Annotated in this window: 10 protein-coding genes; 3 read left to right on the forward strand and 7 right to left on the reverse strand. The window is 58.8% G+C overall.

Annotated features, from left to right (window positions below; genetic code table 11):
• Nucleotides 1-76 precede the first annotated feature (76 nt).
• Nucleotides 77-1,450: an oxygen-independent coproporphyrinogen III oxidase gene (gene hemN / locus FIV05_RS27180; protein ID WP_152511666.1), complete on the forward strand. Its 1,374-nt coding sequence runs from the start codon at nucleotides 77-79 to the stop codon at nucleotides 1,448-1,450.
• Between the two features lie 128 nt (nucleotides 1,451-1,578).
• On the opposite strand, the gene FIV05_RS27185 is transcribed toward hemN, so the two are convergent.
• The 5 genes from FIV05_RS27185 to FIV05_RS27205 all read right to left on the reverse strand — a co-directional run bounded on the left by FIV05_RS27185 (nucleotide 1,579) and on the right by FIV05_RS27205 (nucleotide 6,209).
• On the reverse strand, nucleotides 1,579-2,292 hold the full coding sequence (locus FIV05_RS27185) for a helix-turn-helix domain-containing protein (protein WP_209009805.1): 714 nt from the start codon (nucleotides 2,290-2,292) through the stop codon (nucleotides 1,579-1,581).
• Nucleotides 2,293-2,647: 355 nt separating this feature from the next.
• Entirely contained in the window at nucleotides 2,648-3,004 is a 357-nt protein-coding gene (locus tag FIV05_RS27190; protein WP_152511667.1) for a response regulator, read from the reverse strand.
• Nucleotides 3,005-3,146: 142 nt separating this feature from the next.
• A complete protein-coding gene (locus FIV05_RS27195) occupies nucleotides 3,147-3,764 on the reverse strand; it encodes a response regulator (protein ID WP_023001753.1) in 618 nt (205 codons plus the stop codon).
• Between the two features lie 7 nt (nucleotides 3,765-3,771).
• Nucleotides 3,772-4,959: a PAS domain S-box protein gene (locus FIV05_RS27200; protein WP_152511668.1), complete on the reverse strand. Its 1,188-nt coding sequence runs from the start codon at nucleotides 4,957-4,959 to the stop codon at nucleotides 3,772-3,774.
• A gap of 77 nt (nucleotides 4,960-5,036) precedes the next feature.
• Complete coding sequence (locus tag FIV05_RS27205) at nucleotides 5,037-6,209, reverse strand: pyridoxal phosphate-dependent aminotransferase (protein WP_152511669.1); 1,173 nt, start codon at nucleotides 6,207-6,209, stop codon at nucleotides 5,037-5,039.
• Nucleotides 6,210-6,483: 274 nt separating this feature from the next.
• On the opposite strand from FIV05_RS27205, the gene FIV05_RS27210 reads away from it, so the two are divergent.
• Nucleotides 6,484-10,005 carry a PAS domain-containing hybrid sensor histidine kinase/response regulator gene (locus FIV05_RS27210; RefSeq protein WP_152511670.1) on the forward strand — a complete coding sequence of 1,174 codons (3,522 nt, stop codon included), beginning with the start codon at nucleotides 6,484-6,486 and terminating at the stop codon, nucleotides 10,003-10,005.
• A 43-nt stretch (nucleotides 10,006-10,048) separates the two neighbouring features.
• Here FIV05_RS27210 and FIV05_RS27215 read toward each other — a convergent pair whose 3' ends face one another.
• A complete protein-coding gene (locus FIV05_RS27215) occupies nucleotides 10,049-12,541 on the reverse strand; it encodes an EAL domain-containing protein (protein WP_152511671.1) in 2,493 nt (830 codons plus the stop codon).
• Nucleotides 12,542-12,806: 265 nt separating this feature from the next.
• Nucleotides 12,807-13,490, reverse strand: coding sequence for a response regulator transcription factor (locus FIV05_RS27220; protein ID WP_023001759.1), 684 nt, complete (start codon nucleotides 13,488-13,490; stop codon nucleotides 12,807-12,809).
• Nucleotides 13,491-13,945: 455 nt separating this feature from the next.
• Here FIV05_RS27220 and FIV05_RS27225 point away from each other — a divergent pair, with 455 nt between their 5' ends.
• On the forward strand, nucleotides 13,946-14,815 hold the full coding sequence (locus FIV05_RS27225; protein WP_152511672.1) for a thioesterase family protein: 870 nt from the start codon (nucleotides 13,946-13,948) through the stop codon (nucleotides 14,813-14,815).
• Nucleotides 14,816-14,888: the final 73 nt, after the last annotated feature.

The following is a 14,888-nucleotide window of genomic DNA, read 5'->3' on the forward strand; positions in this document are numbered from 1 at the left end:
GAATTGCGTGCCTTTCAAACGGCTGGACTTGAGCGATATCAAGGCACGACCGGGCGAAGGACGGATAGATCGACACATGATGAAAGATCCGCTCTCCTACGCCATGCGCAACGTACCGCGTTATACAAGTTATCCGACAGCACCGCATTTTCATGACGGCGTAACGGCCGGAGTTTATGCGGACTGGCTCAAGGCGCTTTCGCCGCAGGATTCGCTTTCGCTGTACCTGCATGTCCCTTATTGCCGTGAGCTCTGCCATTATTGCGGCTGCCATACCAAGGCGACCCGTCAGGATGCGCCGCTCAAGGCCTATGCAGCGACACTCGGCCAGGAAATCAATCTGGTTGCCGGGCACATGCCGAATGCCGGTCCTGTCCGCCACATTCACTGGGGTGGCGGTACGCCCAGCCTTCTGCCACGGCAGAGCCTGATCGACCTCACCGGCCTGATGCGTGTCGCTTTCGACCTTGCACCGGACCTGGAACATGCCATCGAACTCGATCCGAGGCTTGTTACGGAACAGCTCGCCGAGACGCTGGCCATCATCGGAGTGAACCGGGCCAGCCTTGGCGTTCAGGACTTTGATCCCGACGTTCAAAAGGCCATCGGCCGTCTTCAGCCCTACAGGGTCGTCAAACAGGCCGTAGAGTTTCTGACAGCAGCCGGTGTCACCGCGCTCAATTTCGACCTGATGTACGGATTGCCCGGCCAGTCGCCGGAGACGATACTCGATACGGTGGAAAAAACGCTGTCGCTGGCGCCCGGGCGCATTGCCCTTTTCGGCTATGCCCATGTGCCCTGGATGCGCAAGCACCAGCGCCTGATTGACGAAAGCACCTTGCCGAACGCCGCCGAACGGCTGGCCCTTGCGGACCTCGCCCGCGCGGAACTGCTCAAGGCCGGTTATGTCGCCATCGGGCTTGATCATTTTGCCCGGCCGGACGACAGCATGGCCATCGCACTTTCGGACGGCTCCCTGAAGCGGAATTTCCAGGGTTATACGACGGACCAGGGCGAACAACTCGTTGGCTTCGGCGTCTCCTCCATCGGACGTCTGTCTGCCGGTTATGTTCAGAACATGTCTGATGTCGGCAACTGGCGCCGGGCAATCATGGCGAGCGAATTGCCGGTATCCAAAGGTTTGGCGCTTTCTGCCGACGACCGTTTGCGGGCGCGGATCATCGAAGAACTGATGACCAACTATGCCTGCGATCTCGTACCGGCCTGCCGCGCTTTCGGCCTGCCGACAAGCCACTTGAACGATGCCTTCGATGCCTTGCAGGATCTGGCCGCCGACGGCCTGGTCCATCTGGAAGTGGGCAATGAAACTGCAAGGGTTGAAGTGACTGAGGCCGGACGGCCTTACGTACGTCTCGCAGCGGCCGCCTTTGACGCCTACCTGGCGGCGAGCCAGGCAAGTGGCAAGGCCCGGCATTCTGCCGCGGTTTGAAGAAATTGCCCCGAGGCGAAACCTCGGATGGTTTTCCGTACTTGCCAAGTTACGGATCACCGAAGACCGACAACAAAAATGGGCCGCGAAAATCGCAGCCCTTTCCAGGTCGACTATCAAGCAACGGATCAGTGCATACCTGTCATCTGACAGAGGCTGCAGACCTTGTTGAGATGGATCTGGTCGGCGCGGTCGACGCGAATAACGCCCCGGCGTTTCAGATCGGACACAACGCGGCTGACAGTCTCGATGGTCAGACCCAGATAGTCGGCGATTTCCTGCCGGGTCATGTGCAGTCTCAAGTCGAAACCGTCGTTGCTGTCGTCAATCGGCCCAACGCAGCCGACACCACCCCGGTCCGGAACGAGATGCATCAGAAAGCTTGCAACCCGTTCGACGGCGGACTTGCGGCCAAGCAGAACCGCATGCTCGTGCAGCACGCGCATCTGGTTGGTCAGGCATCTGGTGAGCGTGCGCTGAAGCGCATCGGAACGTTCGACCTGCTTCAGATCGATTTCCTGAATTTCGGCATTGGTGAGCGTTTCGGCGGTGCAGTCATTCTCGTCACTGCCGGCAAGACCGAAAATGTCACCGGGACGAAGGACTTCGACAACCTGGCGGCGTCCGTCCGGCAGCAGCTTGTAAAGCATCACCGAGCCCTTCACCAACTCATAGAGCCGCTTTGCGGGATCGCCTTCGTAATAGATCACCGCATGGGTGTCGTATTGGACTGCCTTGCCGCCAAATTCCGAAAACGATGTCTTGCTGGGTGTGCAGATGGGAGCACCTGTCATTCTTGGTGCTGCGCCCTGGCCGGGGGTACCCGCGTCGAAATAAGCCATATGTCCCTCCTTCGTGCCTGTGGCACGGCCTTCATTTGCTACGTCAGCGGGTGATCTCCATTCCTTGGTGCTTCCATTTCCGCACCGCTCGAAAAATCGACCACTGCTTGCAGGTGTCCCGTCCGACACCCCGCAGCTTGCAGGATGCACTCTAAAACGCGGAGTGCACACAACGTAATTCGGTCGACTGCGTAAGATAAACTACATATGAGCCGTAACGACGCAGCCGACTAAGGTCTAATCAGGCAAGAACCGCATGCGCGTTTCGCGCGCGTGAAGCCAACGGCCGCCAAAATTGGCAGCGCCTCAATCTGGAACACTCAATTTTCTGAAATTGCTTCAGGGGGAGGAGAGATCAGACGATCGCCTTCTGAGCCATGGCCGCCGTCAGCATGTCTATCGACAGCGGTTTCCTCAGGATCTTGAGCCCCGGGAGCTCACGAATTTGCTGCAACAGGTTCACTCTAGACTTGCCGGAAATGGCAAGGATGCTCGGAGGCGTTGGCAGACCCATGAGTTCACGAACGACATCCGTACCGCATCTGTCGGGAAGGCCGATGTCCACGATCACCCAATCGTCCGACGAGGGGATTCCGCCGGCGAAAAAACTCTCAGCATCTTTGTATGTTATCGGATGATGATCGAGATCTTCGAGCGCAATCGCCAATGCATCGGCGACTGCTTCATCATCTTCAACAATGTGAACAACCACGAATGTAGATCCTCAAAGCCTGCCCCCAACGCAGACGATCAATCATACATACGCGATATTTTGCTTGCCGGATGTACGCAGAAATACGTTTCGGCATGCCGGTCATCCGGAAATGCATTCCAGCCGTTCACTTGAACCCGGTTTATCCCGAGGCGGAGTGGCCCAGAACAATGCGAACGAGATCCGCCGCATTGCGTGCACCCAGTTTTTCCATGATCCGCGCCCGGTGCACTTCCACCGTTCTCGGACTGATTCCAAGAGTGCGGCCGGCTTCCTTGTTGGAAGCTCCGTCGGTGATTTCCTTCAGGACTTCCAGCTCACGGCGGGTCAGCAGATCTGCTCCCTGGAAGGAGGCTGTGACGACCTCGTCCTGACGCTGCTTGGTGATGGCGATGCTTTCCTTCACCCGCTCCAGCACGGTTTCAGCGGAAAACGGTTTCTCCACGAAGTCAAAGGCGCCGTTGCGGATGGCTTCAACAGCCATCGGAATGTCGCCCTGGCCGGAAATGATGAAGATCGGCGCCGGATAGTGTTCGGCATTCAATGCCTTGAGAATCTCGATGCCGGAGCGCCCAGGCATATGGACATCCAGCATGACACAGGCAGGAACAGCCTTGCTTGCAGACTGCACGAAAGTGTCGCCATCCGAGAAGGTTTCGACCACATAGCCTTCCATATTGAAAAGCACCGACAGCGCGTCGCGCACCGCCGGATCATCATCAACGATGTATATGGCCTCCGCGTCAGCTTTCATGTCCATCACTTCCTCAGCTCATTTCTTTCGAACCGTTGGTGTCGGCTCTTTCTGCAAAATCTTCTTCGGGCGGGTCTATTGGCAAGGACAACACGAAGGAGGCGCCTCGTCCGTTTGCCCCCTTCTCCAAACGCAAATCACCACCGTGGTTTTGAGCAATCGAACGGGATATCGCCAAGCCCAGGCCAACACCCTTGTGCTTGGCACCCGTAAAGGCCCGGAACAGGTTGTCAACCAGCTCTTCGGGAACGCCCGGGCCGTTGTCCGTAACCCGAAATTCCAGTCGATCTCCATTCCGGCATACGGCCAGCACCACCTTGCGGTCGGCCTGTTCGCAGACCGCTTCGCGCGCATTGCGCAGCAGGTTGATGAGAATCTGCCGAATCTGCACCGGGTCGGCCATCAGTGGCGGCAGTCCTCTTGCGATCTCGGCCTTCATGATCGATCTGCCATTGCCGCTGCCGAGTTCCGCCATTTCCAGGCAGCTGGTGACAAAGTCCCGCACTTCGATCGTCTGGCGATTGGGTGTTTTCTTTTCCACCAGTTGACGCATGCGCTGGATGATTTCTCCCGCCCGCTCGGCTTCGCGTACCGCCTTGTCGATAACCTCGATGATGAAGGGATCCAGGGATTTGTCGGCACGGGTCTTGCGCGATACGGATTGCAGGTAGAGCAGTACTGCGGTCAGCGGCTGGTTGAGCTCATGCGCAATCGCCGCGCCCATTTCGTCCAGTGCGCTGATCCGCGTCATGTGAAGAAGCTGTGCCTGGGTCTTGGCCAACCGGTCTTCCATCTGTCTGCGCGAGCGCAGGTCGCGCAGGATGCCGATGAATTGTCGTCCGGCCGGTGTCCATGCCTCACCGACAGACAGCTCGATGGGAAAGACCGTGCCGTCCTTGTGGCGGGCCTGGACCTCGCGGCCGATACCGATGATCTTCTTATGACCGGTGGTGAGATAGTTGTTCACGTAGTGATCATGCGCGTTGGCATATTCCGCAGGCATGATCCTGTTGACATTGCGCCCCAGAAGGTCCGCGGCTTCATAGCCGAAAAGACGTTCGCAGGCCTTGTTGAAGGCCAGCACCTGCGCACGGTCATTGATCACGACAATGCCGTCGGCCGCGGTATCGAAAACACTGGCAAGACGCGCTTCCGTTACGGCTGCATTGTCATCATCGTGATCTAAAACGTCGTCGCCCACCGTCCCCGCACCCAAATGGAATTCTCGTCCCGTCTAGGTTTAAGGGTTTTCCCGTAGGCCAGCAACCCGTCAGGGCTCTAAATCTCTGGTATCCAAGTGCTAATTCGACGCACTGCTTCTTCCAGGTGATCCTCGCGCCGGGCATAGCATAACCTTAGGTGATGTTCACCGCCCTTGCCGAACGCAGTGCCCGGTGCAAGACCCACACCTGTCTGGCGAACAAGGTCCAGCGCAAAGTTGCGTGTGTCCGTGACGCCCTCAATGGAAAAGAAGAGATAGAACGCGCCGTCGGGCGGCAGCACCTTCACGCGGTTAAGACCCTGCAATCCCTTGAGAACACAGTCGCGCCCCTTGCGAGCACGTGCGACCTGCTCCTGCAGGAACGTGCGTCCTTCGGTCAGGGCGGCAACGGCGCCCCATTGCGAAAAGGACGGAACACCCGACGTGGAATACTGGATCAGGTTTTCAAACACCTGGCCGAGTTCCGGCGGTGCCGAGATCCAGCCGACCCGCCACCCGGTCATTGCCCAGTTCTTGGACATGGAATTCACGAAGATGATGCGGTCGTCTTCCTCGGCGATATCGTAGAAGGAGGGCGAGCGCTCCCCTTCCCCGTAATAGAACAGCGCATAGATTTCGTCCGCGATAATCCAAAGGTCATGCTTTCGCGCAAGCTCCAGAAAAGCCTTCAAGAGGTCTTCGCTTGCAACCCATCCGGTCGGATTGCAGGGCGAGTTCAGGAAGAGCGCGGTCGTCTTCGGCGTGATCGCTGCTTCGACGTCCTCAATTGCCAGTCGCCAGCCGTCGTCCTCCTCCCGCATCGGCACACTGACCGAACGCGCGCCGTGAATTTCGATGGCAGCCGATATGTTCGGCCAGGACGGCGTCGGCACGATCACTTCGCGCCCGGCTCCTGCAACCGCCTGCACGGCGAGCTGAATGGACTGCATGCCCGATCCGGTCACATAGAATCGTTCCGGCGAAAAAGGCTTGCCGTAAAGATCCTGATGATAGGCCGCCAGTGCCTCGCGCAGCTGCGGGATACCCCGCTGGTAGGTGTAGAACGTCTCGCCCCGGTCGAGTGACGCTTTTGCGGCTGTGCGGATGAACTCTGGCGTCGGCAGATCACCTTCGCCTGCCCAGAGCGGGATCAGATCTTTCCGGTCACGACCGGCATTGAAAACTTCGACGATACCGCTTTCAGGTGCGGTTCTGGCTTCCGGGCTCAATCGCTCGATCAGGCTGGTCACGTGGCAGGTCCTTCATTGTCAATTGGCGCCACCTTATCGGGTTTGCTTGCCAATGTTCCATGAAAGGATGTGAAGAAGACTTCACCGAAGGTGATCAATTCACATACCTTGGGAAAGCCTTGAAAGCAGATCAGTCGCAAGGCGAATAGACAGATCGATTTGGCTGTGGTCGGATCGGACAAGGCAGCGTAAGGGGTTGCCGGGAAACAGGTCCGAGCCGGCCCGACAAGAGGCCGACGGAACCCATGCCGCTCGGGAGGACGGTTACCAGATCATGCTGCATGGATGGCTCGTGATACTGGCCGCAACGGCCTACATCCTGTGCTTGTTCGCCATCGCCAGCTTCGGCGACCGGATGCCGCGCCGGTATTCGTCGCGTACGGGCGGCCGCCCCTTCATCTACGCCCTGTCGCTCTCGGTCTATTGTACTTCCTGGACCTTCTACGGCTCAGTCGGCAACGCCAGCCGGACGGGCATCGAATTCCTGACCATCTATATCGGCCCCTTGATTGTTTTCGCGCTCGGTTATCCGCTGCTGCAGCGGATTATCCAGATCTCCAAGACAGAAAGCATCACGTCGATCGCCGATTTCATCGGCGCACGATACGGCAAGAGCCAGTCGGTCGCAGCACTTGCCACGTTGATTGCGGTCATTGGCGTCATTCCCTACATCGCCCTGCAGCTGAAAGCGGTGTCGCTGTCGATCACCACCATGATCGGCCCGCTGATTTCCCCTGGTGACATCTTCACGCCGGTGTTCGATGACGTCACCCTGCTGATTGCCCTCGGCATGGCCATCTTCAGCTGGGCGTTCGGGACAAGACACATTGATGCGACGGAGCACCAGGAAGGGCTGATGCTGGCGATTGCAGCCGAGGCGGTGGTCAAGCTTATTGCCTTTCTCGCGGTCGGCTTCTGGGTCACCTACTCGCTTTTCGACGGCCCGGTCGACCTGATCCGTTCCATCTCGGAAGCGCCTGAAGTCGCGCAGATTTTCGAAAAACCGCTGAACATCGGCAACTGGCTCGTCATGTCGTGCCTGTCGGCCTTTGCGGTGCTGTTGTTGCCGCGCCAGTTCCACGTCACGGTGACGGAGAACAATTCAGACGCCGAGCTGCGCCGCGCGACCTGGATGTTTCCGCTCTATCTGGTGCTGATCAACCTGTTCGTGATCCCGATTGCGGCTGCCGGCCTGCTGCGCTTCGGCCAGGACGTCAATCCGGATACCTTCGTTCTGGCCCTGCCCATAGACGCCGGACACCCGTGGCTTGCCCTCTTCGCCTTCATCGGAGGCCTTTCGGCGGCAACGGCCATGGTCATCGTGGCGACGGTTGCGCTGGCCATCATGATTTCCAACGACATCGTTGTGCCGCTCCTGCTGCGCCGGCACAGCGAGGACGACATCGTCAACATCGGCGGCCAGGACATGAGCGACCGGCTGCTTACGATCCGCCGCCTCGCCATCTTCGGCATCCTGCTGCTGGCCTATGCCTACTACAAGGCGGCCGGCAATACCGCGGCGCTCGTCTCCATCGGGCTTCTGTCCTTCGCCGCAATCGCGCAATTCGCTCCCGCTTTCGTCGGCGCCCTCTTCTGGCGTCGGGCCACGTCTTTGGGCGCCATCGCCGGGCTGAGCGGCGGGTTTGTCTTCTGGGCCTATACACTGCTGCTACCGACCTTCGCCAAATCCGGCCTGATTTCCGACGGTTTCTTGGAAACCGGCCCGTTCGGCATTAGCGAACTGAACCCGCAAGCCCTGCTCGGGATCACCATGGATCCGTTCATCCATGGCACCCTGTGGAGCCTATTCGTCAACATCGTCCTGTTTGTAGGCGGCTCCTTCCTGAGAAAGCCTCTGCCCGCGGAAACCCTTCAGGCAAACGTCTTCGTACCGGCCGAGTTCGCGCCTTCCCCCAGCCTGCGTTACTGGCGTACGTCCGTTACCGCCGGAGACTTGCAGGCAACCGTCGCGCGCTATCTCGGCGAAGAACGTACGGCCCGTTCGTTCCGCCGTTTTGCGAGCGAACGAGGTATCGAACTCGATCCGAAAACACTGGCCGACGCCAACCTGCTGCGCTTTTCCGAGCAGCTTCTGGCAAGTGCCATTGGCGCGGCCTCGTCGCGCCTTGTGCTGACCTTGATGCTCAAGAGGCACGACCCGTCGACCAAGGGCGCAGTGAAGCTGCTCGACGACGCCTCCATCGCCATTCAGTACAACCGCGACCTGCTGCAGACGGCACTTGATCAGGTGCGTCAGGGCATCGGAGTGTTCGACCGGGATCTGCGTCTGATCTGTTGGAACAGGCAGTTCCGCGATCTCCTGGGCCTGCCTGCCGAATATGGTCAGGTCGGCACGACACTGGATGCGATCCTGCGTTTCAACGCGGAACGGGGCGAGCATGGCCCCGGACCTGTGGAGGCGATCGTCGCCGACCGGATCGAGAAGCTGGTGCTGATCCAGGAGACCTTTCAGGAAAAACTGGAATCAAGCGGAACGGTGTTCGAAGTCCGCATCAGTCCGATGCCCGACGGCGGCATCGTGACCACCTATACAGACATCACCGAGCGGGTTCTGGCGGAAGAAGCTCTCGCCCGCGCCAACGAAACACTGGAACGCCGGGTCAGGGAACGCACGGAAGAGCTCACCCACGTCAACGAACGGCTGGTGGAGGCCACGCACGCCGCGGAAGAAGCCAACATCGGCAAGACCCGTTTCCTGGCAGCGGCCGGTCATGACATTCTGCAGCCTCTGAATGCCGCCCGTCTTTACGCCTCGGTTCTGGTCGACAAGCTAAAGGACGGCGACGACGGCTCGCTGGTCCGCAATGTGGAAATGGCACTGGAATCGGTCGAGGACATTCTCGGCGCCGTCCTCGATATTTCCAGGCTCGACACCGGTGCCCTGAAACCGGAACCGACTGTCTTCCGGCTGGACGAACTGCTGCGCGGAATCGATCTCGATTTCCAGCCTGTCGCCAAGGAAAAGGGGTTGGAACTGCGGATCGTGCCGACGTCCCTTTCGGTGCGGACAGATAGACGCCTTATGCGGCGCCTGCTGCAGAACCTCGTTTCAAACGCCTTGAAATACACTCAGTCGGGCCGCGTCCTTGTGGGATGCCGCCGACGCGGCAATCGGGTGGTCGTGGAAATTCACGACACCGGCATGGGCATCCCGAAAGGCAAGCAGAAGGCGATTTTCCAGGAGTTTCACCGGCTGGATGACGGCATGCGCGTTGCCAAGGGATTGGGGCTCGGGTTGTCCATCGTCGAGCGCATCAGCCACGTTCTGAACCACCCGGTGCAACTCCGCTCGGAAGCCAACAAGGGCTCGTGCTTCTCGGTCGAATTGCCTCGTTCCGCAGACATGCCCGATCTCCTTCCCATTCCGCAGGCCCCAACCATGGCTGGCCAGCTGGATGGTCTTTGCGTTGTGGCCATCGACAACGAGCCGGACATCCTGAGCGGCATGCGCCACCTGCTGACGAACTGGAACTGCAAGGTGATTGCAGCTGCCGATGACGTGGAAGCAGCGAACGAGCTCAGCAAAGCCGGCCTGACGCCGGACGTCATACTGGCGGACTATCACCTCGACAATGGCACCGGCATCGAGGCGATCTTGAAACTGAGATGGAAATTCGGTCGCCAGATCCCTGCGATCCTGATCACCGCGGACCGGAGCCGGCCTGTGCGCACGGAAGCCGAGGAAAAGGACATCGCCTTCTTCAACAAGCCCCTGAAACCGGCTGCCCTGCGTGCCCATCTGGCCCGCTGCCAGGCAGGCCAGGCGGCCGAATAAGCCGGCTTGGAGCCGAGGTCCGGACGTTGTCAGCATCAATGCATCAGGAAACTGAGCGTAGCGCTCCAGGGTTCTTAGGCGCGGTGCTTGGCGAACGATCCTGCCAGTCTTCCCTGCGGATCTGGGCGACCCGCATCGGATTGGGATCCGGCTTGCCGAAGTAATAGCCTTGCATGGTGTCGCAGCCGAGCGTGCGCAAAGCATCCACCTGAAACTGCCGTTCCACGCCTTCTGCCGTGACTTCCAGACCAAGGTTATGCGCAAGCGCAATGACTGCGGAGATGATCGCCAGACCGTCGCTGCGTTCGCCGATTTCATCGACGAAGGATTTGTCGATCTTGATCTTGTCGAACTTGTAGTGCCGCAGATACGAAAGAGACGAATAGCCCGTGCCAAAGTCGTCCAGCGCGATGCGGATACCAAGGTCTCGCAGTTTCTGAAGCTTGATCGATGCTGTGCCGAAGTCGCGCAGGAACACGGATTCGGTGATTTCCAGGACAAGGCGTTCCGGCGGGAACCCCGTTTCCTGCAGCACGGTCAGGATCTGTTCCACCAGATTCGGATCCATGAACTGGATCGGCGACAGGTTGACCGCAACGCTCTCCAGTTCGGGACATTGGGCTGCCGCTGCACAGGCTTTCCTCAGAACCCAACTGCCGAGCGGCAGTATCAGACCGGCGTGTTCGGCAATCGGAATGAACACGTCCGGCGGCACCTCACCGCGCTCGGGATGCAGCCAGCGGAGCAGGACCTCACTGGACACCACCTTGCCGGACCGGGCATCCACGATCGGCTGAAAATCGACATTGAGCTTGCCGTATTCGAATGCTTCGCGCAGATCCGATTCCAGTTCGCGGCGCTCGCGGACCTCACGCTCCATGTCCTGCTCGAAGGCGAGCGACCGTCCCCGGCCGCCTTCCTTTGCCTTGTAAAGCGCAATGTCAGCCTTGCGCATCAGATCGTCGACAGTGTCCTTGCTGTCGCACAGACGGGTGAACCCGACGGTGGCGCCAATGGCGAAGTCGCGACGGCCAATCCGGAAAGGCTTGCGTGTCACGGCAACCAGTTCCTCGGCAAATGCAAGAGCCGCCTGATCGCTGACGAAACGGCCGAGCGCCGCGAATTCGTCGCCACCGAAACGCGCAAGCATCGTTCTGCCTTCGCCAAGGGCGGTAAACCGGCTTGCGACCTGCCTCAGAAGTTCATCCCCTGCCGGGTGGCCGCTGGTGTCGTTCACGACCTTGAAATTATCGAGGTCAATGAGGAAGAGCGTCAGCGTGTTCTGACCATTCTGGTTTTGCTCTTCCAGTTGCGCCTCGGCCTGTTTCAGGAACCAGCTCCGATTGCCGATCCCCGTCAGGGAATCGTGCTCGGCCAGGTGAGAAACAAGGACGCTTGCCCTGCGGGCTTCGGTGATGTCGGACGCAACACCGCGGTAACCGGTAAAGGAACCATGGTCGTCGTAGACCGGACGTGCTGCCAGGGACCACCAGCGTTCCTCGCCGTTCACGTCCACCCCGATGACGATTTCGCGGAAGGCCTGCTGACGCTTCATGGCGTTTTCCAACCTGGTTACGGCAGACCGCGCATCGTTCTCGTCAAGCGAATAGGCCAGATCGACCATACGCATGGTTTCCAGTTCCGCCCGGTCCCGGCCACTGGCATGTAAGAACCGGTCGGAAATGGAATGCAGATTACCGTGGCTATCCGATTTCCAGAGCCAGTCGCTGGACTTTTCCTCGAACTCGTTCAGCAGCAGGGCGATCAGTTCACCACGCTGTTCCAGCTCGGCTTCGGCAAGGAAATGGGAGGCAAACAGCCAGCCTGCCGAAGCAACGCTGCCGACCACCACCAGCGTGTAGCTGCTCAACAGGAAGACCAGCGGCCACAGCTCCGCGCTGCGTCCGATTGCGAAGGACACGAGCGATGCAAGGAAAAGGATCGCGACCCAGCGAAAGGCTGCCTGCGGCACGGTTGCCAGAGTAAAACCGCCACCGCACAGCATGCCGGTGGTGACGCAGGAGGCAATCCAGATGCCGTCCGGATCGCCATAACCGAATGCGGCAATTGGAACGACCGCCCAAAGACCACTGAAAATCGTCGCGTGCAAGACCGCCTTGTTCAGAGATCGCCGCGAGGCAAGATGAATTGGCGACCTGTTCGCTTTCAGCCACTTGTACAGGGTGTAGGCAAGAAAAGCTCCAATGGCCGCAATCCAGACGGCAATGAAGCTGAACGGCATGAAGTTCTGAAACGCGAGCGTAATGACGATTACGTTGACGACGTTTGCCAGCACGATAAAGGGTGTCAGGCGCGCGATGCTTGCGATCTGCGCTGCTCGTACCTTGCGGGCCAGGAGCTCGTCGACCACCGGGTGTCCGAACGCGAGCATGAAGGCGCGAACAGGATTGCTTTCCTGCTGTCCGGTTTGCGTGTCCGCGTCAGACTGGAAGTCCACCTTGAGCTGACGACCGGGCAACACGAAGGCCATGCCGATCGTCTTGAAGATCAGTCGCCAATTGAAGCTGGACCGCATTTTCTCTCCGGGTGGCTACTCGCACTCTGCGTGGCAGCGCCCCGCAGCAATGAGGGTTACAGCCATTCCCTGAAATTACGGTAAAAACGTTGGTCTGGATTTCGCTATGTTTTTGCAATCCTGACTGGAAAGCTCACCCTGAAGGCCTACAGAAATTGCATTCGGGCAGGTCGATTTCAGCACGCAAAGCAGAAAACGGTCTCCTGCATTGGAGACCGTTTCCAAGTGGAGCAGCCAGAAAGTAACGTCGCGCGTGTGCTTGGCGTCACTGTGCCTGGGCAGCCTCGGCGGTTTCGCCGCCAACCTGCCATTGCCCGGCCTCGATCTTGGACGCTGCAATAACGGCCTGGGTTCTGCTTTCCACGCCAAGCTTTTGCAGGATCGCGGAAACATGAGCCTTTACGGTCGCTTCCGAAACGGACAGTTCGTAGGCAATCTGCTTGTTCAGAAGACCTTCGGACAGCATCATCAGAACACGAACCTGCTGGGGGGTAAGCGTTGCAAGGCGCTGCACCAGATCGCCGCTGCCGTCGTCGGCGGCAAGGTCGACATCCGGCGGGGTCCACATGTTGCCGGACATGACCTCCGAAATCGCCTCGCGAATGACATCGATCCCGTGAGACTTCGGAATGAAGCCGGAAGCTCCGAATTCAACCGCGCGCCGGATGGCCTGCGGATCTTCATTGGCCGAGACCACCACCACCGGAACGCCGGAATATTGGGCCCGCAGGTACATCAGGCCGGAAAAACCGCGCATGCCGGGCATGGACAGATCAAGCAGGATGAGATCGACTTCGCCATCCTGTTCCAGCTTGGCCGTAACGTCCTCCAACGCACCGGCTTCCTCGATCACAGCATCGGGGTATTGTGTTTCGAGCGTTTGACGCAGAGCACCCCGGAACAGGGGATGATCATCCGCGATGATGAACCGATACGATGTCGCCGACACGTTGTTATTCCTCCCTCAACGGTCCGTTTGGCCCGCAGGTTCCGCCAGAGCCATGCGTCGCAGTCATCCTGCACCCGCTCGCTTCTTGATTTTATGGCGAAGCCCCGTTGTTGCGGCCATTGTGAAGTATGTTTGCAACATGGGTTACGCGCAAGTCAAACCATGCTTTTGACCAACACGCCATGTTCACGCGATGCGCATTCGCTGCTGTCATGGCAAATAGGCTGCCTTCAGGCGCAAGAAAAATAGTTAAGTTAGAGCCACCAACAAAAACAACCTAAAGTTTAAATCACCTCGCCGCAGTTGATCTTTTCATTTTACCGGCTTCCTCAACGTTGCCTGAACTAATTTTCCAGAATCTACATTTCTTGTTGATAATCAATGCAAAGACAGCAACAAATGACCTGTCCAATACACATCACATAATCAAAAATCACTGAGTGCACGAAGCAATTATGACAATTCAGGCAACGCTGTTTTCATTTGTGAACCGTTGGGAATGTGACGAAAACGATCATCTGAACGTCCAGTTCTACTTCAGCCGCTTCGAGGAAGCAGATCGCCAGTTCCGGCTGATGACCGGCTTGAGCGAAACCGTCGTGGGGGCTCGCCGGGTGCGCCACGTGCGCTACCACAAGGAGATGCGCACGGGAGACCTGATCACGGTTCACTCCAGCATCGCCTTCGACGGCCCGCATATGCTCACCGTCATTCATGAAATGCGGGACGCCGCCACCGGAACGCTATCGGCAACAGCTCTCGACGGATATGAGCCAAGCGCCAGCGCCGCGAAGACCTTGCGCCAGCGCTTCCGCGACTTCCAGACGCCAATGATTGCAGAGGCCGGACCAAGGGGGATTTCCGCCGGACCGGCAAATGCACGTGCGACGCTTGCGGCCCTGCAGTCTAAAGGCGCCCAGATCGTCTACCGGGGAACCGTTTTGCCACGCGATATCGGTCCGGACGGCAAGGCCGACGACAGATTTGCCCTGTCCTGCTGCACGGACGGCGTAGCCCATGTCTGGCAGCGTACGCCAATGACACACGCCTATCTGACGGAAAACGGTTTCGGCCGGGTGGCCGTTGAAATGAAGCTGACCTGGATCACACCGCTGAAGACCGGCGACGCAATGCTGGTGATTTCCGGCTTTACCGGCGTCAATCCAAAGACCTTCTCGATGCGCCATCACCTGTTTGAAACACGGACGAACCGTCTCGCCGCCGTTCTGGATGTTGTCGCACTGACGATGGATCTGACCAGGCGTGTTGCCGTGGAACAGCCGGATGAAGCCTATCAAAGCATCAACAAGATGCTGATCGACTGACCAATCCCCGGACAAGAAGCATTGCCGGACACAGCGTGCCCCTGGCAGGGACACGCTGTTTTTTCATCTGACT

Origin of the sequence: Labrenzia sp. THAF191a (assembly GCF_009363335.1) — a bacterium.
GTDB lineage: Bacteria > Pseudomonadota > Alphaproteobacteria > Rhizobiales > Stappiaceae > Roseibium > Roseibium algicola.